This is a genomic window from Pseudomonas sp. UME65, from assembly GCF_014170225.1.
Lineage (GTDB): Bacteria > Pseudomonadota > Gammaproteobacteria > Pseudomonadales > Pseudomonadaceae > Aquipseudomonas > Aquipseudomonas protegens.
The window spans coordinates 958,611-978,354 of sequence record NZ_LZZQ01000014.1; the positions used below are offsets into that span (position 1 = coordinate 958,611).

Below are 19,744 nucleotides of genomic sequence, written 5' to 3' on the forward strand. Positions count from 1 at the left end.
TACGCATCCGGCCCGGTCAGATCAAGCGTTTCTGGACTAACGTACTTTATGTCTATAGGACAACAACCCCGGATAGATTAATCTAGGCCGTTTTTTTTGCCCGCCGCCGGAGCCTTTCCCTATGCCCATCCGTGAGATCCGCCATCCGCTGATCCGACACAAACTTGGCCTTATGCGCCGCGCAGACATTAGCACGAAGAACTTTCGCGAGCTCGCTCAGGAAGTCGGTGCCCTGCTGACGTACGAAGCCACCAAAGACCTGCCCCTGGAAAGCTACGAGATTCCAGGCTGGTGCGGCCCTGTCCAGGTCGAGAAGATCGCCGGCAAGAAGATTACCGTGGTACCGATCCTGCGTGCCGGCATCGGCATGCTCGAAGGCGTGCTGAGCCTGATCCCGGGCGCCAAGGTCAGCGCCGTAGGCGTGGCCCGCAACGAGGAAACCCTGCAGGCCCACACCTACCTGGAAAAACTGGTACCGGAAATCGACGAGCGCCTGGCGATGATCATCGACCCGATGCTGGCCACCGGCAGTTCCATGGTCGCCACCATCGACCTGTTGAAAAAGGCCGGCTGCCGTGACATCCGCGCCATGGTCCTGGTGGCCGCCCCCGAGGGCATCGCCGCCGTCGAGCAGGCGCACCCGGATGTGACCATCTACACCGCTTCCATCGATCAGAAGCTCAACGAGCATGGCTACATCATTCCTGGCCTGGGTGATGCCGGTGACAAGATCTTCGGCACCAAGCAGAAGGATTCCTGATCATGCAGGATGAGTTCAACGATCCGCTCTGGCGCCAGGTACTGTCTGGCGCGCAGATGCTCTTCGTGGCCTTCGGTGCCCTGGTGTTGATGCCGCTGATCACCGGTCTCGACCCGAACGTGGCGCTGTTCACGGCGGGTCTCGGGACTCTGTTGTTCCAGGTGGTGACCGGGCGCCAGGTGCCGGTCTTCCTGGCGTCGAGCTTTGCCTTCATCACCCCGATCATTCTCGCCAAGGACCAGTTCGGCCTCGCCGCGACCATGGGCGGGGTAATGGCGGCGGGGTTTGTCTACACCTTTCTCGGCCTGGCCGTGAAGATCAAGGGCACCGGTTTCATCGACCGCCTGCTGCCGCCGGTGGTCATTGGCCCGGTGATCATTTCCATCGGCCTGGCCATGGCCCCCATCGCCGCCAACATGGCCATGGGCAAGGCCGGTGACGGCAGCGAGCTGATTCATTACCAGACGGCGATGATGATCTCGATGCCGGCGCTGCTCACCACCCTGATCGTCGCGGTGTTCGGCAAAGGCATCTTTCGCCTGGTGCCGATCATTTCCGGCGTGCTGGTGGGGTTTGCCCTGTCGTTCTACTTCGACGTAGTGGACACCGCGAAGATCGCCGCCGCCCCCTGGTTGGCGCTGCCGCACTTCACCGCACCGGAGTTCAACTGGCAGGCGATCCTGTTCATCGTCCCGGTCGCCCTGGCACCGGCCATCGAGCACATCGGTGGTGTGATTGCGGTCGGCAGCGTCACCGGCCGCGACTACCTGAAGAAGCCCGGTCTGCACCGCACCCTGTTCGGTGACGGCATCGCCACCACCGCTGCCGGCCTGTTCGGCGGGCCGCCCAACACCACCTACGCCGAAGTCACTGGCGCGGTGATGCTGACCAAGAACTACAACCCGAAAATCATGACCTGGGCGGCAGTCTTCGCCATCACCCTGGCCTTTATCGGCAAGTTCGGCGCGCTACTGCAAAGCATCCCGGTGCCAGTGATGGGCGGGATTCTCTGCCTGCTGTTCGGCTCGATCGCCGCGGTGGGGATGAATACCCTGATCCGCCACAAGATCGACCTGGGCGAAGCCCGCAACCTGGTGATCGTCTCGGTGACCCTGGTGTTCGGCATTGGCGGCGTGCTGGTGGGAACCGGTACCGGTCCGGATGATTTCGGCCTCAAGGGCATCGCCCTGTGCGCCGTTGTCGCCATCGTGCTGAACCTGGTGCTGCCGGGGAACGACGGCTGGAAAAACAAGAAGGCCGATGAGCCTTTGATCTAGAGAACCCTTCGCCGGCAAGCTGTCTCCCACGCAGGAGCCGGCTTGCCGGCGAAGCTATTTACAACGCCAGCGGCGCTCGCTCGCACAAGGCGTTCAAGGCCTTGGCCCATTGTGGGTCGTCATTCAGGCAAGGGATCAACACCAGGTCCTCCCCTCCCGCCTCGCGAAACTGCTCGCGACCGCGATCACCGATCTCCTCCAGGGTTTCGATGCAGTCGGCGACAAATGCCGGGCACATCACCATGACTTTCTTTACTCCCTGCTTGGCCAATTCATCAAGCCGCGCCTCGGTGTAGGGCTCGATCCACTTGGCCCGTCCCAGACGAGACTGGAACGACACCGACCAGGTGCCATCCGCCAATCCCAAGTGCTCGGCCAAAGCCGATGCGGTGCGCATGCACTGGGCGCGGTAACAGGTGGCCAGCACCGCCGGCGAAGCATTGCGGCAACAGTCGGCGTCCTTGAAGCAATGCTGGCCGGTCGGGTCGAGCTTGGTCAGGTGGCGTTCCGGCAGGCCGTGAAAGCTGAGCAACAGATGATCATGCTCCCGGGCCAGGTATGGCTTGGCGCTGGCCGCCAGGGCCTGGATGTACTCAGGCTGATCGTAGAACGGCTGTAGCACGCTGAATTGCACGTCCAGCTTGCGCTCGCGCACCACGCGCCTGGCCTCTTCGATCACGGTGGTCACCGTGCTGTCGGCGAACTGTGGGTAAAGTGGTGCCAGGGTAATCTTCTTCTGTCCCTGTGCCACCAGCTTGAGCAGCGCCGACTCGATCGAAGGTTCGCCATAACGCATCGCCAGCTCGACCGGCCCCTGCTTCCACTGCTCGCTCATTACCTTCTGCAGACGCCGGCTGAGCACCACCAGCGGCGAACCCTCTTCCCACCAGATCGACGCGTAGGCATGGGCCGATTGCTCTGGCCGCTTGATCAGGATCAGCGACACCAGCAAGCGTCGAACCGGCCAGGGCAGGTCGATCACATAAGGGTCCATGAGGAATTGGTTGAGGTAGCTGCGCACGTCCGCCACCGAAGTGGAAGCCGGCGAACCCAGGTTGACCAGGAGCAACGCGTGATCGGTCATGCAACGTCCTATTTCAGAGGCGGCTGGACACAGGCGTCCAGGGCCGCAGGCAAATCAGTGAACTGGAAAGTGAAACCCGCTTCCAGCAACCGCGCGGGAACGGCACGCTGGCCTCCCAGCAACAGCAACGACAATTCACCCAAGGCCAGGCGCAGGAAAAACGCCGGCAGCGGTATTAGTGCGGGTCGGTGCAGCACCCGCCCCAAGGTCTTGGCGAACTCGCGGTTGCGCACCGGTTTTGGCGCGCAGGCATTATAAGGACCCTGCGCCCCAGACTGATGCACAAGAAAATCAATCAGGGCGATTTGATCGTCGATATGAATCCACGGCATCCATTGTCGGCCGTTGCCGATCGGCCCGCCCAGCCCCAGCTTGAAGGGCAGCAGCAGGCGCGACAAAAAGCCGCCCTCGGGCGACAGCACCAAACCGGTGCGCACCAGCACCACACGCACGCCCATGGCTTCGGCGCGCTGGGCAGTTTCTTCCCAGGCAATGCACAACTGGCTGGCAAAGTCCTCGTTGACCGGGGGCGAATCCTCGCTCAGCTCCCGTTCGCCACCGTCGCCGTACCAGCCCACCGCCGAGCCCGACACCAGCACACCGGGTTTGTGTTCGCGGCTTTCGAGCCAGGCCAGCAGGGTTTCAGTCAGGGCAATGCGGCTGTGCCACAGCAGCGCCTTGCGCTTGTGGCTCCAGGGCCGATCGGCGATCGGCGCCCCGGCCAGGTTGATCACCGCGTCCACCGGGATCTAGTCCAGCTCTTGCAACGCCTTGACAGCCCGCACCTGGGGACCGCACAGGGCGGCAACCTTATCGGGTTGGCGAGTCCATACACTCAACTGGTGACCCTGGGCCTGCCAGTGACGACACAGGGCACGCCCGATCAAACCAGTACCGCCGGTCAGCAATATATGCATGACATCTTCCTCGCGTGGCGTTTTACCCGAATCACTAGTCTATTTTTATAAGCAGGGATCTTTTCAATCGGACAGGCTGTGTTTTAACGATAGACAACCTGAACAACCGATGACGCCGAAAGCTATACCAAAAAACAATATTGTACAGGTTTTGGCGGCGGCGTAATCTGTACAGAAAGGTAAACGAGGCCCCTATGACAGTACCCATCGCAATCATTGGTACCGGCATCGCCGGACTCTCCGCCGCCCAGGCGCTACGAGATGCCGGGCATACCGTCCACCTTTTCGACAAAAGCCGCGGCAGCGGCGGGCGCATGTCGAGCAAACGCAGCGATGCCGGCAGCCTAGACCTGGGGGCCCAGTACTTTACCGCCCGCGACCGTCGTTTCGTCACCGAAGTCCAGCGCTGGCAAGCCAAGGGCTGGGTCGCCGAATGGACGCCACAACTCTACAACTCCCACGGCGGCCAGCTCAGCCCCTCGCCGGATGAACAGACCCGTTGGGTCGGCACTCCCCGCATGAGCGCCATCACCCGCGCGCTGATCGGCGACCTAGAGGCCCACTTCGCCTGCCGCATCACCGAAGTCTTCCGCGGCGAACAGCATTGGCATCTGCAGGACGCCGAAGGTTTCACCCACGGCCCTTTCAGCCACGTCGTGATCGCCACGCCGGCACCACAGGCCACTGCCCTGCTGGCCGCCGCGCCGAAGCTTGCGGGTGTCGCCGCCGGGGTGAAAATGGACCCGACCTGGGCCGTCGCCCTGGCCTTCGATACCCCTCTGGAAACCCCCATGGAAGGCTGCTTCGTCCAGGACAGCCCGCTGGACTGGCTGGCCCGCAACCGCAGCAAGCCCGGGCGCGACAGCCACCTCGACACCTGGGTCCTGCATGCCACCAGCGCCTGGAGCCGGCAGCACATCGACCTCTCGAAAGAAGCCGTGACCGAACAACTGCACGGTGCCTTCGCCGAGCTGCTGCACAGCGTCATGCCCGCCCCGACCTTCAGCCTGGCCCACCGCTGGCTCTACGCCCGCCCGGCCACCAGCCATGAATGGGGCGCCCTGGCCGACGCCGATCTGGGCCTGTACGTTTGCGGCGACTGGTGCCTGTCCGGCCGCGTCGAAGGCGCCTGGCTGAGCGGGCAGGAGGCCGCGCGCCGGCTCCACGAGAGCCTGCAGTGAATCGCCTCAACCCGCGCAAACTGCTGCTGTCGAAGTGGACAGCAGCCCACCCGCAACGCCGTGAGAAACACTTCCTGGTCACTGAGCTTTTCTGCGACGAAGAAGGCACTGTGCTGGACATCGAACTGCAAGCCGTACTCACCCGACGCAGCCAGCGCATGAGCTGGCAAACCCTGCTCAACGACAGCGACTGGCGAATGGGCTGGAAATAACCCGACAACCTACCAGGCAATACCTATACAAATAATTTGACTTGTACAACTTTAATTCTATGATGAAGAAAAGTTGTACAGCGTTACTTTTTTGTACAGGTAAGCCCCGGAGGTTGCACCATGTCCGCCAAGCCGAAAATTGCCATCAGCGCCTGCCTGATGGGCGTCGAGGTCCGCTACAACGGTGGCCACAAGGAGTCTCGCCTGTGCAGCCGAGTACTCAGTGACTACTTCGATTTCGTGCCTCTGTGTCCGGAAGTTGCAATCGGCATGGGCACCCCCCGCGAACCTATTCGACTGGTCGGCGACCCCGAGCAACCCCGGGCCGTAGGCACCGTGGATGCCAGCCTGGATGTCACCCTGCCCCTGGCGGAATATGGCGAGCGCATGGCGGCCCAGGTAGACGATATCTGTGGCTATATCTTCATGCAGAACTCACCATCCTGTGGTCTGGAGCGGGTCAAGGTGTACCAGGCCAACGGCATTCCCCACCGAAACGGCGGCCGGGGAATCTATGCCCAGGCATTCTGCGCACAGCATCCCAATCTGCCGGTGGAAGAAGCCGGACGCCTGAACGACCCGGTACTGCGGGAAAACTTCCTGACCCGGGTCTACGTCTATCGCGACTGGCAGGCGTTGCTCAAGCAAGGCCTGACCCGCCGCGCCCTCACCGACTTCCACTCGCGCTGCAAATACCTGCTGATGGCCCATCACCCCGAACAGTACAAGGCCCTGGGCAATCTGTTGGGCAGCATGGGCAAGGGCGATGCGACGCTGATCGGCCCACGCTACTTCAGCCAGTTGATGGAAGCGCTGAGCCGCTGCGCCACCCGTGGCACCCACAGCAATGTGCTGCAGCACCTGAGCGGCTACCTCAAGCAAGCCATCAGCAGCGCGGACAAGCAGGAAGTGCAGCATGTCATTGGTCAGTACCGTCACGGCATCGTGCCTCTGGTGGTGCCCCTGACCCTACTCAAGCACCACTTCCGCCAGCACCCCGATCCCTACATCGCCCAGCAGTTGTATTTGCAACCGCACCCGGAAAACCTCAGCCTGCGCAACGCGATCTGAGCCATGAAAGCACTCGACCAACAGGCCGAAGACAACAGCGCCCACTACCGGCGCGCCCTGGATGAAGGCTGGCTGCCGATTCGCGAAGTGGCGCGCCAGACCGGGGTCAACGCCGTCACCCTGCGCGCCTGGGAGCGCCGTTACGGACTGATCGTGCCCCTGCGCACCCCAAAGGGCCACCGCCTGTACTCCCAGGAGCAGGTGCAGGAAATCCTCACCATCCTCACCTGGCTCAATCGCGGGGTGGCGGTCAGCCAGGTCAAGCACCTGCTGGACAGCGCCCCAAGCGCCAGCACACCGGCCGAGAACGACTGGCAGCGCCTGCGCCAGACCCTGAGCCTGGCGATCAGCCAACTGGCCGAGCGCAAGGTCGACGACACCTTCAACCAGGCCATGGCCCTGTATCCGCCGCGCACCCTGTGCGAGCACCTGCTGATGCCGTTGCTGGCAGAACTGGAGCAGCGCTGGCAGGGTCAGTTCGGCAGCCAGATGGAGCAGGTGTTCTTCTACTCCTGGCTGCGCAGCAAGCTGGGGGCACGGATCTACCACAACAATCGACAGCTGCAGGCCCCACCGCTGCTGCTGGTCAACCAGTCGGACCTGCCGCTGGAACCCCACCTGTGGCTGACCGCCTGGCTGGCCAGCAGCGCCGATTGCCCGGTGGAAGTCTTCGACTGGCCACTGCCCGGCGCCGAACTGGCCCTGGCCGTCGAACGCCTGCAGGCCCGAGGCCTGCTGCTGTATTCAAGCAAGGCCCTCAACCCTGCGCAGTTGCCCAGGCTGCTCAACGGCATCGACTGCAAAAAATTCATCGCCGGACCCGCGGTGTGCATCCATCCCGCCGAGTGGTCCGTATGTCTCTCTGAAATCGCCGATCTGCACCTGGCCCAGGACCCGATAACGGCCTGCCAGGCGCTGCTTGAGCGAGGACTCTTCTGAACCGGGAATCAGCATGCAATTGATCTGGCTGCGCAGCGACCTGCGCCTACATGACAACACCGCCCTCTGCGCCGCCACCCAGCGTGGCCCGACCGTAGCGGTGTACCTGCTGAGCCCGGAGCAGTGGCAGGCCCACGACGATGCGCCGTGCAAGGTTGACTTCTGGCTGCGCAATCTGCAGTCGTTGAGCAAGTCCCTGGGCCGGCTAAACATCCCCCTGCTGATCCGCAGCGCCGCCACCTGGGACCAGGCCCCCCAGGTCCTGCTGGAACTGTGCCGACAACTGCAGGTACGCATGCTGCATTTCAACCAGGAATACGGGATCCACGAAAGCCGTCGCGACGCCGCAGTGACCCGGGTTCTGGAAGAGGCCGACATCAGTGTCCAGGCCCACCTCGATCAACTGCTGTTCCAGCCCGGTAGCGTGCTGACCAAGAGCGGCGGCTACTTCCAGGTCTTCAGCCAGTTCCGCAAGGTCTGCTACAGCCGCCTGCACAGCGCACTGCCGGCCCTGGTCGCCAGTCCCAAGGCGCAATTGCCGCTGTCGATCCAGGCCGATCCCGTGCCCCGTCATATCGACAGCTTCCCATCCCCCAGCCAATCACTGCGCGACCTCTGGCCGGCCGGCGAAGATCAGGCCCTGGGCCGCCTGGAACAGTTCACCGACGAGCAGATCCACTACTACCAGAGCGAACGCGACTTCCCGGCCAAGCCCGGCACCAGCCAGCTTTCGCCCTACCTCGCCGCCGGAGTGATCTCGCCGCGGCAATGCCTGCACGCCGCCTTGCGCTGCAACCAGGGAGAGTTCGAAAGCGGCAATCCCGGCGCCGTCACCTGGATCAACGAACTGCTGTGGCGCGAGTTCTACAAACACATCCTGGTGGGTTACCCACGGGTTTCCCGGCACCGCGCCTTCCGCCCGGAAACCGAGGCGGTGGCCTGGCGCGACGCCCCCGAAGACCTGGCGGCCTGGCAAGAAGGGCGCACCGGCCTGCCGATCATCGACGCCGCCATGCGCCAACTGCTGGAGACCGGCTGGATGCACAACCGCCTGCGAATGGTGGTGGCGATGTTCCTGACCAAGAACCTGCTGATCGACTGGCGTGAAGGCGAGCGCTTCTTCATGCGCCACCTGATCGACGGCGACCTGGCGGCGAACAATGGCGGCTGGCAATGGAGTTCCTCCACCGGCACCGACGCCGCGCCGTACTTCCGCATTTTCAACCCCGTGAGCCAGTCGGAACGTTTCGATGCCGAAGGGCGCTTCATCAAGCACTGGCTGCCGCAACTGGCGGGGTTGAACAAAAAGGATATCCACAACCCGGGGGCCATGGGCGGCCTGTTCGCAGTCGCCGACTACCCGGCGCCCATGGTCGACCTGGCCATGTCCCGGGATCGCGCCCTGGCCGCCTTCAAGGCCCTGCCTGCGCGGCCGGACGCGGGGGGGACCCATGACTGACTTCCTCCAGCGCTTCGCCCGGGACTTCGCCAGCCTCGACAAGCACAACCTGCAGCGCCTGGATCAGCTCTACAGCGAGGACATCCAGTTCACCGACCCGCTGCACGAGGTCAATGGCTTGCCGCGCCTACGGCACTACTTCGCCGAGCTGTACGCCAATGTCAGCGAGCTGCGCTTCGACTTCCACGGCATCGATACCTGCGGCGAAGGCCAGGGCTACCTGCGCTGGACCATGAGCTACCGCCACCCGCGCCTGCGCGCTGGCCAGCTGGTCCGGGTCGCCGGCTGCTCGCACCTGCATTGGCGTGACGACAAGGTCTACCGGCATCGCGACTATTTCGACGCCGGCGCGCTGCTCTATGAACACCTGCCGGTACTCGGCACGGTGATCGCCTGGTTGAAAAGGAGGCTCGGATGAACCCGGCAATGCCACGGCGGATCTGGCTCACCGGTGCCAGCAGCGGCATCGGTGCGGCGCTGGCCGAAGAGCTGCTCAAGGCCGGCGCCCAGGTGGCCGTCAGCGCCCGTTCGCGCGAGCCCCTGGAGGCCCTGGCCCAGCGGTATCCGGGTCGGGTGCTGGTGGTGCCCGGCGATCTCACCGACGCCCTGCAAGTGCGCGAGATCGGCAAGCGCATCGCCCAGGCCTGGGGCGCCCTGGACACGGCGATTCTCAATGCCGGCACTTGTGAATACATCGACGTGCAGCAATTCGAGGCGGCGCTGATCCAGCGTGTGCTCAACAGCAACCTGCTGTCCGCCGGCTATTGCATCGAAGCCGCACTGCCCTTGTTGCGGGCCGGCAATCAGCCCCATCTGGTGGGCGTGGCCAGTTCCGTGACCTATCTGCCGCTGCCCCGGGCCGGCGCCTACGGCGCCTCCAAGGCCGCCCTGCGTTACCTGCTGCAATCCTTGCGCATCGACCTGGCCGCCGAGGGCATCGACGTCACCGTGGTCAGCCCGGGCTTCGTCGATACCCCGCTGACCGCGCGCAACGACTTTGCCATGCCCATGAGCTGGCCCGCCGCCAAGGCCGCCCGACATATCCACAAGCGTCTGTCACACCGGGATCTGGAGATCGCTTTCCCCGCCCCGTTCATCTTCGGCCTCAAGCTGCTGTCCTGGCTGCCCGGCCGCTTGCAACTGGCCATCGGCAAACGCCTGGCCCGCACGGGGAGTGCATCGTGAAAATCGCCATTATCGGTAGCGGCATCGCCGGCCTGACCTGCGCCTACGTTCTCAACCGTCGCCATGACATCCGGGTCTTCGAGGCCGGCAGCTGGATCGGCGGTCACACCCATACCGTGGAAGTCAGCCACAACGGCGAAACCCAATCCGTGGACACCGGGTTCATCGTCTTCAACGACTGGACCTACCCCAACTTCATCCGCCTGCTGGGCCAGATCGGGGTCAAGTTCAAACCCACCGAGATGAGCTTCTCGGTGTGCGATACGGCCTCGGGCCTGGAGTACAACGGCAACAACCTCAACAGCCTGTTCGCCCAGCGGCGCAACCTGCTGTCGCCCGGGTTCTGGGGCATGCTGCGGGACATTCTGCGCTTCAACAAAACCGCCTTGCTCGATCTGCAGCAGCAGCGGATCGCCGCCGACACCACCCTTGGCGACTACCTGAAAAACCAGGGCTATGGCGAGCGTTTCATCCAGCACTACATCGTGCCCATGGGGTCGGCGATCTGGTCGATGTCACGGGTGCAGATGCTCGGTTTCCCCTTGCAGTTCTTTGTGCGTTTCTTCAAGAACCACGGCTTGCTGTCGGTGAACAATCGTCCCCAGTGGTGCGTGATCGAAGGCGGCTCAAGCCGCTATATCGAACCGCTGACCGCCTCGTTCCGCCAGCACATCCGCCTCGACTGCCCGGTGCAACGGGTCGAGCGCGACGAAACCGGCGTGCTGATCCACAGCGCCGCCGGCAGCGAACGCTTCGACAAGGTGGTGTTCGCCTGTCACAGCGACCAGGCCCTGCAACTGCTGGCCAGCCCCAGCCGGGCCGAGCGGGAGATTCTCCAGGCCCTGCCCTACGCCGACAACGACGTGGTACTGCACACCGATACCCGGCTGCTGCCCCGCCGGCGCCTGGCCTGGGCCAGCTGGAACTACCGCCTGGACGCCAGCGGCGACAAAGCCGCCGCCGTGACCTACGACATGAACATCCTGCAAGGCCTGAAGAGCGACACCACCTTCTGCGTCAGCCTCAACCAGACCGCGGTCATCGACCCGACGCAAATCCTTGCCCGCTTCACTTACGCCCACCCCCAGTACAGCCTCGAAGCGGTGGCGGCCCAGGCCCGCTGGAGCGAGCTGCAAGGCGCCCAGCACAGCTTCTACTGCGGCGCCTACTGGGCCAACGGCTTTCACGAAGACGGCGTGGTCAGTGCGTTGCGCGTGGCCCAGGCCTTTGGTGAACAACTGTGAACAGTGCCCTGTACAGCGGCTGGATCAGCCACCGGCGCTTCGCCCCCAAGGACCATGCCTTCCGCTATCGGATCGGCCTCTTGTACCTGGACCTGGACGAGCAGGAATCGGTGCTGGGACTCTCGCCCCTGGCGGGCCGCAGCCGTTTCGCCCCCTTCGCCTTCCGCGAAAGCGATTACCTGAAGGACTTCACCGGCCAGGGCATGCGCCTGATCGACGCGGTACGCCAGCAAGTGGCCGCAGCCATCGGCCGTGTGCCGGGCGGCGCGGTGCGCCTGTTGACCCAGGTGCGCAGCTGGGGCCTGGCGTTCAATCCGGTGAGTTTCTTCTACTGCTTCGAGGCCGACGGGCAACTGGCGGCGATTCTCTGTGAAGTCACCAATACCCCGTGGCGCGAGCGCTATCACTACGTGCTGCCGGCCCGCCCGGACAGTGCCGGCGCTGCCGAGCACCAGCACTTTGCCGTGGCCAAGGCCTTCCACGTCTCGCCGTTTTTACCCCGTGACCTGGAATACCGCATGAGCTTCAGCCCGCCGGCCGATCGCCTGGGCGTGCACATGGCCGACTGGCAGGGTGATCTGAAGGTATTCGACGCCACCCTCAGCCTGCAGCGCCAGACCCTGGATCGCCGCAGCCTGCACCAGTACCTGCGCAGTTTTCCATGGATGACCGCCAAGACCTGCCTGGCCATCTACTGGCAGGCCCTGCGCCTGACCGCCAAGGGCATCACCTTCTTTCCCCATGAGGCCGCCGACGGCGCCTATCGCACAGCCGCTGTACAACCCAAGGATCGCCGCCATGAAATCCTCTAGCGTATCGGCCAGAAATACCCTGTTCAGCACCCACAGCCTTACCGCCAACCTGTTGCGTCGCGGTGTGCTGCGGCAACTGGCGCACCTCAAGCACGGCCAACTGCTGGTCATCGAAAACGCCGAGCGCCTGGTCTTCGGCGACCGCACGGCGGCCTTGGTGGGTGAGATCCATATCCACGACAGCAGCGCCTGGGGGCTGGTGGCCAGCAGCGGCTCGATCGGTGCCGGCGAAGCGTTCATCCACGGCTACTGGAGCACCCCGGACCTGACGGCGGTGATCCGCATCTTCGTCAGCAACCTGGACGTGCTGGATGCCATGGAAGGCGGCCTGGCGCGACTCGGCCGGCCGTTGGTACGCGGCCTGCACTGGCTCAATCGCAACACGCGCAAGGGCTCGCAGAAAAACATCGCCGCCCACTACGACCTCGGCAATGAACTGTTCGAGCAGTTTCTCGACCCCACGATGATGTATTCGGCCGCGCAATTTCGCAGCGAGGACGACAGCCTGGAGCAGGCCCAGTTGAACAAACTGGAACGCATCTGCCAGAAACTCGCCCTCAAGCCCGAGGATCACCTGCTGGAAATCGGCACCGGCTGGGGCAGCATGGCGCTGTATGCGGCGCAGAACTACGGGTGCCGCGTGACCACCACCACCTTGTCCAAGGAACAGTTCGCTTATACCCGCCAGCGCATCGACGCTGCCGGCCTGCAGGACCGGGTGACCCTGTTGCTGGAGGACTATCGCGACCTGGACGGGCATTACGACAAGCTGGTGTCCATCGAAATGATCGAAGCCGTGGGCCACCGCTTCCTGCCCACCTACTTCCAGCAGTGCGCGAAGTTGCTCAAAAGCAACGGCCTGATGCTGCTGCAAGCCATCACCATCCGTGACCAGCGCTATGAACAGGCGAAGAACGGCGTGGACTTCATCCAGCGCTACATCTTCCCCGGCGGCGCCCTGCCCAGCGTGCAGAAGATGCTCGAAGTGGTCAGCCGCGACACCGACATGAACCTGCTGCACATGGAGGATTTCGGCCTGCACTACGCCCGCACCCTGCGCCTGTGGCACGAGAACTTCCGCCGCGCCCACGGCCGCCTGAGCGAGCTGGGCTATGACACGTACTTCCTGCGCCTGTGGGAGTTCTACCTGTGCTACTGCGAAGGCGGTTTCCTGGAGCGCAGCATCGGCACCGCGCAAATGCTCCTGGCCAAACCCTCGGCGGTGCCGCAACCCCTGCTGGGACGTTTCGATGCGTAAACAACTGGCCAACGCCCTGCTGTTCCAGCTGGGCTGGTTCATCTGTGTGCTGTCCGGCGACAGCGCCTGGCTGCTGCTGGGGGTGGCGATCCTGCTGGCGCATTTTCGCTGGATCGGCAGCTGGGCCGCGGAAGGCCGGATGATTTTCGGGGTCGCCCTGACCGGCATTACCCTGGACAGCTTCCTGCACTGGCTGGGGGTGTTCCAGTTCCAGCAAGTGAGCCTGCTGATTCCCCTGTGGCTGATCGTGCTCTGGGCCTTGCTGGGAACCACTTTGCGCCACTGCCTGGCGTGGACCGCCCGGCCCTGGTGGCTGACCTGCCTGGTTGGCGCACTGTGCGGACCGCTGTCCTATTACGCCGGGGGCCGCCTGGCCGGAGTGAGCTTTGCCTATGGCCTGTGGCCAACCCTGCTGGGGCTGGGACTGCTGTGGAGCATGCTGCTGCCGCTGCTGCACGTGCTCGCACGCCCCACTGCGGAAGAACCGCAGGCAGCCATCCCGGACTGAGCGTCCGTCCGGGCTTTCCCACAGCAGGGGCTCACTGCCTTACACTGCGCGCCTATGACCACCATCCCCGTTATCTCCATCGCCGCCGAACCCGCCGTCAGTTGCTCCACCTGCGCCGCCTGTTGCTGCCAGCTGGAGGTCATGCTGATCACCGACACCGGGGTGCCCGAGCGCTTTATCGATACCGACGATTGGGGAGGGGAAGTCATGCGCCGCCTGGATGACGGCTGGTGCGCGGCGCTGGACCGCGACAGCATGCGTTGCAGCATCTATGAGCTGCGGCCGCTGATCTGTCGCGAGTTCGAGCTGGGCGAGGCCGATTGCTTGAGCGAACGCCGGGGAATTGCCACGGCGTATCGCTGATAGCGGCCTTAGAGCGGCATCGTGTAATGCAGCGCGTAGCTTTCGATACCGTCGTTGGGGGTCTTGATGCCGGCGTTGGAGTAGTGCGTGGCGCGGATACCGACTTCATGGCCACCGGCGAAGCGCAGGCCGAAACCGATGCGGTCTTCGAACTGGAAGGATGACCCCAGCTTGTTGTCCTCGACCTGGGTATGGGCAAAGGCCGCTACCCCGATGCCGGCCTCGATGTAGGGCTTGACGCTGGCCCCGGCGAATTCGTAGACCAGCACCGGGGAGAACGACAGGCTGTGGTTGCTGGAGGTCTTGTCGCCATCCCAATAGGTGTAGGCGCCGCTCCAGTAACCCGTGAGACGGCCGACGTCACTTTGCAGCCAGCTCTTGTCCCAATCCCATTGCATACCCAGCCGATAGGCCTGGGTCGAATCGCCGGTTTGCCCCACGGAGAACTCGACTCCGGCCGCCTGCGCGGAAAAACTGTGCCCCAACAACCCGGCCGCAAGTGCAGCCAAACACAACAGTCGCTTCATCAGGAACATCCTTTTCGAACGGTTTTATATGGTGTTGTACAACCCTGTGGATAGGCTATAGAAGCCAGCGCGCATTCAGAAGTTCAGCGCCAGCGAAGGGATTTTTCACGATTTTTTCACAACTGCAAAGGCAGGACTTCAGCAGACTCTTTCCACAACAGAGGCAGCACCCGGGCAAAGTGCGGGACATCGCCACTGGTCCAGAAACAGGTTTCCCGGGCTGGCCCCTGGGCGCGCAGATCGCCTTCGTCGAGCAGCCGCTGCAATTGCCGGGCAACCGCGGCGCCGGTATCGATCAGGCTGATGGGCCCGGGCAGCATCTGCGCCAGCAGCGGCTTGAGAAACGGATAATGGGTGCAGCCCAGGATAATGGTGTCGCAGCCGGCAGCCAGCAGAGGCTCGAGGTAGCCGTGCAACAGTTGGCGCAGAGCGGCACTGTGCAAGTCGCCATTCTCGATCATCTCCACCAGCCCCGGGCAGGGCTGCGTGACGACCTTCACATCAGTGGCGAAACGGTCGAGCAAGGCGGCAAACTTGGCACTCTGCAAGGTGCCGGTGGTGGCCAGCACCCCGACCACGCCGCTGCGGGTCGCGGCCGCCGCCGGCTTGACCGCAGGCTCCATGCCAACGATGGGCCAGTCCGGATAATCGCGGCGCAGGTCGGCCACCCCGGCCACGGTAGCAGTGTTGCAGGCCAGTACCAGGGCCTTGGCGCCCTGTTCACGAAAGAACCGGGCCATCAGGCTGCAACGCTGGCGAATGAACTCCGGGGTCTTTTCGCCATAGGGAATATGCCCGCAGTCGCCGAAATACAGCAGCGACTCGTAGGGCAGCAACTGTTGTATTTCCGCCAGCACTGAGAGGCCGCCGACGCCGGAGTCGAACACCCCGATCGGCGCTTCACTCACGATGGGTACCACAGACGCTGCACCCCGGATCGCGCTTGACCCGCAACTCGCGAAAGCGCGTGCCCAGGGCATCGATCAACAACAACCGGCCCACCAGCGGCTCGCCAAACCCGGCCAGCAGTTTCAGGGCTTCCAGGGCCTGCAGGCTGCCCACGGTGCCCACCAGCGGGCCGAGCACCCCGGCTTCACTGCAGGTCAGTTCGGCTTCGCTGCCATGCCCGTATAGACAGTGGTAGCAAGGGCTTTCCGGGCGCCGCGGGTCGAAGACCGACAATTGCCCTTCCAGGCGGATCGCCGCACCGCTGACCAGGGGCTTGCCGGCCGCCACGCAAGCGGCGTTCACCGCCTCGCGGGTACTGAAGTTGTCGGAGCAATCGAGCACCAGGTCCACCGCCGCCACGGCAGCGGCCAGGGTATCGACATCCAGCGCCTGGCGATGGGGCACCAGGCGGACCTCCGGGTTGAGGGCAGACAGGCGACTGATGGCCGAGTCCACCTTGCTGACCCCGACGCTGTGGCTGTCGTGGATGATCTGCCGTTGCAGGTTGGTCAGGTCCACGCTGTCGAAGTCGGCCAGGTGCAGCTCACCAACCCCCGCCGCCGCCAGGTACAAGGCTGCGGGAGCACCGAGACCGCCGAGGCCGACGATCAGCACGCGGCTTTCCTTGAGGCGCAGCTGGCCGTCGATATCGACATGCTGCAACAGAATCTGTCGGCTATAGCGCAACAGCTCCTGGTCGGTCAGCACGGCCGGCACCCGAGGCTGATGCGCTCGTGCCCACCGAGGTCGAGCCGGCTGTGGACCTCGATGAAACCCTGGGCAGCCAGCAACTCGCGGACCGCCGCGGCCTGATCGTAACCGTGCTCCAGCATCAGCCAGCCACCGGTCTCCAGGTGTTGCGGAGCCTGGGCGACGATCAGGCGCAGGTCGTCCAGGCCATCCTTGCCCGCCACCAAGGCGCTTTCCGGCTCGAAACGCACGTCGCCGGCCACCAGATGGGGGTCGGCTTCGGCAATGTAGGGCGGGTTGCTGATGATCAGATCAAAGCGCCGGGACTCAACGGAGCTGAACCAGTGGCTGCTGAGCACGCTGACGTTGTCCAGTTGCAGGCGCTGGCGGTTGCGTTCGGCCAGGGCCACGGCTTCCAGTACCCGGTCCACCGCCGTGACCTGCCAGGCCGGGCGCTCGCTGGCCAGGGCCAGGGCGATGGCACCACTGCCGGTGCCCAGGTCAAGGACCGTGGCTGGGGTCGCGGGCAACAGTTCCAGCGCCGCTTCCACCAGTAGTTCGGTGTCGGGGCGCGGGATCAGGGTGTGGGGCGCCACCTCCAGGTCGAGCTTCCAGAAGCCCTGCTGGCCAAGGATATAGGCCACCGGCTCGCCGGAGCGGCGTCGCTGCAGGTAGTCGGTGAACACCAGGGCCGCCTCGCTGGGCACGATGCGCTCCGGCCAGGTGTGGAGAAAGCTGCGGGGCTTGCCCAGGGCCGCGGCCAGGAGCAGCTCGGCATCCAGGCGCGGGGTCGGCGAGTCGGGCAGTTGGGCTGCGCGCAGCAGGCTGGCGATGATGGTCATTTACTCACCCAATGCCGCAAGTTGATCGGCCTGATATTCAGCCAGCAACGGCTCGATGACGGCTTCCACGCCCCCGGCGAGGATTTCGTCCAGGGAATACAGGGTCAGGTTGATGCGGTGATCGGTGACCCGGCCCTGGGGGAAGTTGTAAGTGCGAATGCGCTCGGAACGGTCCCCCGAGCCCACCAGCAACTTGCGCTCGCTGGCAATGGCATTGGCCGCGGCACTGGTCTGCTGGTCGTTGAGCTTGGCCGAGAGCCAGGACATGGCCCGCGCCCGGTTCTTGTGCTGGGAACGCTCTTCCTGGCACTCCACCACGATCCCCGAAGGGATGTGGGTGATGCGGATCGCCGAGTCGGTCTTGTTCACGTGCTGGCCACCGGCACCCGAGGAGCGATAGGTGTCGATGCGCAGGTCCGCCGGGTTGATCTCGATGGCTTCCTGTTCATCCGGCTCGGGCAGTACTGCCACGGTGCAGGCCGAAGTGTGGATGCGGCCCTGGGATTCGGTGGCCGGCACTCGCTGCACGCGGTGCGCGCCAGATTCGAACTTGAGCTTGCCGTAGACGCTCTCGCCTTCGACCCGGGCAATGACTTCCTTGTAGCCGCCGTGCTCACCCTCGTTTTCCGAGAGGATCTCCAGCCGCCAGCCACGCCGCTCGGCGTAACGGGAATACATGCGGAACAGGTCGCCGGAGAAGATCGCCGCCTCGTCGCCGCCGGTGCCGGCACGGATTTCCAGGAATACGTTGCGCCCGTCGTTGGGGTCCTTGGGCAGCAGCATGCGCTGCAGGCTGCTTTCCAGTTCGGCCAGTTGTTCCTTGGCCTCGCGCACTTCCTCGGCGGCCATTTCCCGCAGGTCCGGGTCGTTGTCCTTGAGCAGCGCCTGGGCGCCTTCAAGGTCCGCCTGGACCTTGAGCACCTGTTTATAAGTAGCCACGATCGGCTCGACTTCCGCGTATTCCTTGGAGTAGGCGCGGAACTTGGCCTGATCGGAAATGACCTCAGCATCGCCGAGCAAGGCGGTCAGTTCCTCGAAACGATCCTGGAGAATGTCCAGCTTACTGAGCAGTGACGCTTTCATTACGGGGTTTTATCCGATGAGCCCTCACCGAGGGCAAAGAGTTCTTGGGCCATGGCCAGCGCATCGAGGCGGCCTTCGGCGGAGAGCTTTTTCAACTGCACGCTCGGCGCGTGCAACAGTTTATTGGTCAGGCCGCGGGCCAACTGGGCCAGCACGTCCTCGGCGCCGCTGCCGTTGGCCAGCATGCGCAGGGCTTTCTGCAGTTCTTCATCGCGCAGGCGTTCGCTCTGCTGACGATAGGCCTTGAGCACATCCACAGCCGCCAGTTCCCGCAGGCGCACCATGAAATCCTCGGCGCCGATGTTCACCAGTTCCTCGGCGGCCTGGGCCGCGCCCTGGCGGCTCTTGAGGTTTTCTGCCACCACTTCGTGCAAGTCGTCGACGGTATAGAGGTAAACGTCGTCCAACTCGCCGACTTCTGGCTCGATATCCCGGGGAACGGCGATGTCCACCATGAAAATCGGCTTGTGCTTGCGCAGCTTCAAGGCACTTTCCACTGCGCCCTTGCCGAGGATCGGCAACTGGCTGGCGGTGGAACTGATGACGATGTCGCTGTGCACCAGTTCCTGGGGAATATCCGAAAGCAGCACGGCATGGGCACCGAATTGCTCCGCCAGGAGGCTGGCGCGCTCCAGGGTACGGTTGGCCACCACGATACGCTTGACTCCCAGGTCGTGCAGGTGCCGGGCCACCAGGGTGATGGTCTCCCCGGCGCCGATCAGCAGTGCCTGGCTGCGTTGCAGGTCGCTGAAAATCTGTTTCGCCAGGCTCACCGCGGCGAAGGCCACGGACACCGGGTTCTCACCGATGGCGGTGTCGGTGCGCACCTGCTTGGCGGCGCTGAATGTGGCCTGGAACAGCCGGCCCAGCAGCGGCCCGACGGTGCCGGCCTCGCGGGCCACGGCGTAGGCGGACTTCATCTGCCCGAGAATCTGTGGCTCGCCCAGTACCAGCGAATCCAGCCCCGACGCCACCCGCATCATGTGACGAACTGCCGCATCGTCCTCATGCACGTAGGCACTGGCGCGCAGCTCGTCTAGGCTCAAATGGTGATATTCCGCCAGCCAGCGCAGCACCACATCCGCAGAAAGATGATCCTGTTCTATATAGAGCTCACTGCGATTGCAGGTGGAGAGGATCGCAGCTTCGCGGCTGTCGGTGAGTCGGCAGAGCTGCTGCAAGGCCTCAACCAACTGCTCAGGGGTAAAGGCCACGCGCTCGCGGACGTCTACAGAAGCAGTCTTGTGGTTAATACCGAGTGCAAGGAAGGCCATTCAAGGTCGCTGATGATGTCGAGAAGCCGGCAATTGTCCTACTTCGCCCGACTCAGAACAACTACCGCCGACTATTGTCCTAATAGACTGCCTCTGTTCTGGCATCCCGT

21 protein-coding genes and 1 pseudogene are annotated in these 19,744 nt (G+C 63.9%); 14 read left to right on the top strand and 8 right to left on the bottom strand.

The features are described 5' to 3' along the window. Positions 1 to 121: 121 nt before the first annotated feature. Both upp and A9971_RS24600 read left to right on the top strand, forming a co-directional pair. Positions 122 to 760: a uracil phosphoribosyltransferase gene (upp, locus tag A9971_RS24595; RefSeq protein WP_011063386.1), complete on the top strand. Its 639-nt coding sequence runs from the start codon at positions 122 to 124 to the stop codon at positions 758 to 760. A 2-nt stretch (positions 761 to 762) separates the two neighbouring features. Then, positions 763 to 2,037, top strand: a complete 1,275-nt coding sequence (locus A9971_RS24600) for a uracil-xanthine permease family protein (RefSeq protein ID WP_041119831.1) — start codon at positions 763 to 765, stop codon at positions 2,035 to 2,037. Between the two features lie 58 nt (positions 2,038 to 2,095). Here the strand turns inward: A9971_RS24600 and hemH are convergent, their stop codons facing one another. Further along, complete coding sequence (hemH, locus tag A9971_RS24605; protein WP_015636959.1) at positions 2,096 to 3,121, bottom strand: ferrochelatase; 1,026 nt, start codon at positions 3,119 to 3,121, stop codon at positions 2,096 to 2,098. Positions 3,122 to 3,129: 8 nt separating this feature from the next. After that, positions 3,130 to 4,038, bottom strand: a pseudogene (locus tag A9971_RS24610) (TIGR01777 family oxidoreductase). Positions 4,039 to 4,232: 194 nt separating this feature from the next. On the opposite strand from A9971_RS24610, the gene A9971_RS24615 reads away from it, so the two are divergent. The 12 genes from A9971_RS24615 to A9971_RS24670 all read left to right on the top strand — a co-directional run bounded on the left by A9971_RS24615 (position 4,233) and on the right by A9971_RS24670 (position 14,270). Beyond that, the gene (locus A9971_RS24615) at positions 4,233 to 5,219 is read left to right on the top strand and encodes an NAD(P)/FAD-dependent oxidoreductase (RefSeq protein ID WP_011063390.1); all 987 of its coding nucleotides are present in this window, start codon (positions 4,233 to 4,235) and stop codon (positions 5,217 to 5,219) included. Further along, entirely contained in the window at positions 5,216 to 5,431 is a 216-nt protein-coding gene (locus A9971_RS24620) for a TIGR02450 family Trp-rich protein (RefSeq protein WP_077934751.1), read from the top strand. Before A9971_RS24615 ends, A9971_RS24620 begins: the two co-directional genes overlap by 4 nt. 120 nt (positions 5,432 to 5,551) lie before the next feature. Next, positions 5,552 to 6,502 carry a DUF523 and DUF1722 domain-containing protein gene (locus tag A9971_RS24625; protein WP_183000068.1) on the top strand — a complete coding sequence of 317 codons (951 nt, stop codon included), beginning with the start codon at positions 5,552 to 5,554 and terminating at the stop codon, positions 6,500 to 6,502. A 3-nt stretch (positions 6,503 to 6,505) separates the two neighbouring features. Next, positions 6,506 to 7,441 carry a MerR family transcriptional regulator gene (locus A9971_RS24630; protein ID WP_015636964.1) on the top strand — a complete coding sequence of 312 codons (936 nt, stop codon included), beginning with the start codon at positions 6,506 to 6,508 and terminating at the stop codon, positions 7,439 to 7,441. Positions 7,442 to 7,454: 13 nt separating this feature from the next. Further along, entirely contained in the window at positions 7,455 to 8,900 is a 1,446-nt protein-coding gene (gene phrB, locus A9971_RS24635; protein ID WP_053160013.1) for a deoxyribodipyrimidine photo-lyase, read from the top strand. Further along, positions 8,893 to 9,318 carry a nuclear transport factor 2 family protein gene (locus A9971_RS24640; RefSeq protein ID WP_015636966.1) on the top strand — a complete coding sequence of 142 codons (426 nt, stop codon included), beginning with the start codon at positions 8,893 to 8,895 and terminating at the stop codon, positions 9,316 to 9,318. The genes phrB and A9971_RS24640 overlap by 8 nt, the downstream gene beginning before the upstream one ends. Beyond that, positions 9,315 to 10,085 (top strand): SDR family oxidoreductase, encoded by a 771-nt coding sequence (locus A9971_RS24645; RefSeq protein ID WP_015636967.1) that lies wholly within the window; start codon positions 9,315 to 9,317, stop codon positions 10,083 to 10,085. The genes A9971_RS24640 and A9971_RS24645 overlap by 4 nt, the downstream gene beginning before the upstream one ends. Then, entirely contained in the window at positions 10,082 to 11,329 is a 1,248-nt protein-coding gene (locus tag A9971_RS24650) for an FAD-dependent oxidoreductase (RefSeq protein WP_183000069.1), read from the top strand. Before A9971_RS24645 ends, A9971_RS24650 begins: the two co-directional genes overlap by 4 nt. Continuing rightward, positions 11,326 to 12,141 (top strand): DUF1365 domain-containing protein, encoded by an 816-nt coding sequence (locus A9971_RS24655; RefSeq protein WP_015636969.1) that lies wholly within the window; start codon positions 11,326 to 11,328, stop codon positions 12,139 to 12,141. The genes A9971_RS24650 and A9971_RS24655 overlap by 4 nt, the downstream gene beginning before the upstream one ends. Beyond that, a complete protein-coding gene (locus A9971_RS24660) occupies positions 12,128 to 13,399 on the top strand; it encodes a cyclopropane-fatty-acyl-phospholipid synthase family protein (RefSeq protein ID WP_015636970.1) in 1,272 nt (423 codons plus the stop codon). The genes A9971_RS24655 and A9971_RS24660 overlap by 14 nt, the downstream gene beginning before the upstream one ends. Then, on the top strand, positions 13,392 to 13,907 hold the full coding sequence (locus A9971_RS24665) for a DUF2878 domain-containing protein (protein WP_015636971.1): 516 nt from the start codon (positions 13,392 to 13,394) through the stop codon (positions 13,905 to 13,907). Before A9971_RS24660 ends, A9971_RS24665 begins: the two co-directional genes overlap by 8 nt. A 54-nt stretch (positions 13,908 to 13,961) precedes the next feature. After that, positions 13,962 to 14,270: a YkgJ family cysteine cluster protein gene (locus tag A9971_RS24670; RefSeq protein WP_041119840.1), complete on the top strand. Its 309-nt coding sequence runs from the start codon at positions 13,962 to 13,964 to the stop codon at positions 14,268 to 14,270. Between the two features lie 8 nt (positions 14,271 to 14,278). Here the strand turns inward: A9971_RS24670 and A9971_RS24675 are convergent, their stop codons facing one another. From A9971_RS24675 to hemA, 6 genes are all read right to left on the bottom strand, one after another. Next, the gene (locus tag A9971_RS24675) at positions 14,279 to 14,797 is read right to left on the bottom strand and encodes an acyloxyacyl hydrolase (RefSeq protein ID WP_015636972.1); all 519 of its coding nucleotides are present in this window, start codon (positions 14,795 to 14,797) and stop codon (positions 14,279 to 14,281) included. A gap of 116 nt (positions 14,798 to 14,913) precedes the next feature. Beyond that, on the bottom strand, positions 14,914 to 15,705 hold the full coding sequence (gene murI / locus A9971_RS24680) for a glutamate racemase (protein WP_019095039.1): 792 nt from the start codon (positions 15,703 to 15,705) through the stop codon (positions 14,914 to 14,916). Further along, on the bottom strand, positions 15,698 to 16,453 hold the full coding sequence (locus tag A9971_RS24685; RefSeq protein ID WP_015636974.1) for a molybdopterin-synthase adenylyltransferase MoeB: 756 nt from the start codon (positions 16,451 to 16,453) through the stop codon (positions 15,698 to 15,700). Before A9971_RS24685 ends, murI begins: the two co-directional genes overlap by 8 nt. Further along, on the bottom strand, positions 16,447 to 17,277 hold the full coding sequence (gene prmC / locus A9971_RS24690; RefSeq protein ID WP_053160015.1) for a peptide chain release factor N(5)-glutamine methyltransferase: 831 nt from the start codon (positions 17,275 to 17,277) through the stop codon (positions 16,447 to 16,449). The genes A9971_RS24685 and prmC overlap by 7 nt, the downstream gene beginning before the upstream one ends. Continuing rightward, on the bottom strand, positions 17,278 to 18,360 hold the full coding sequence (prfA, locus tag A9971_RS24695; protein ID WP_011063406.1) for a peptide chain release factor 1: 1,083 nt from the start codon (positions 18,358 to 18,360) through the stop codon (positions 17,278 to 17,280). Next, on the bottom strand, positions 18,360 to 19,634 hold the full coding sequence (gene hemA / locus A9971_RS24700) for a glutamyl-tRNA reductase (protein WP_011063407.1): 1,275 nt from the start codon (positions 19,632 to 19,634) through the stop codon (positions 18,360 to 18,362). Before hemA ends, prfA begins: the two co-directional genes overlap by 1 nt. Between the last annotated feature and the right edge of the window lie 110 nt (positions 19,635 to 19,744).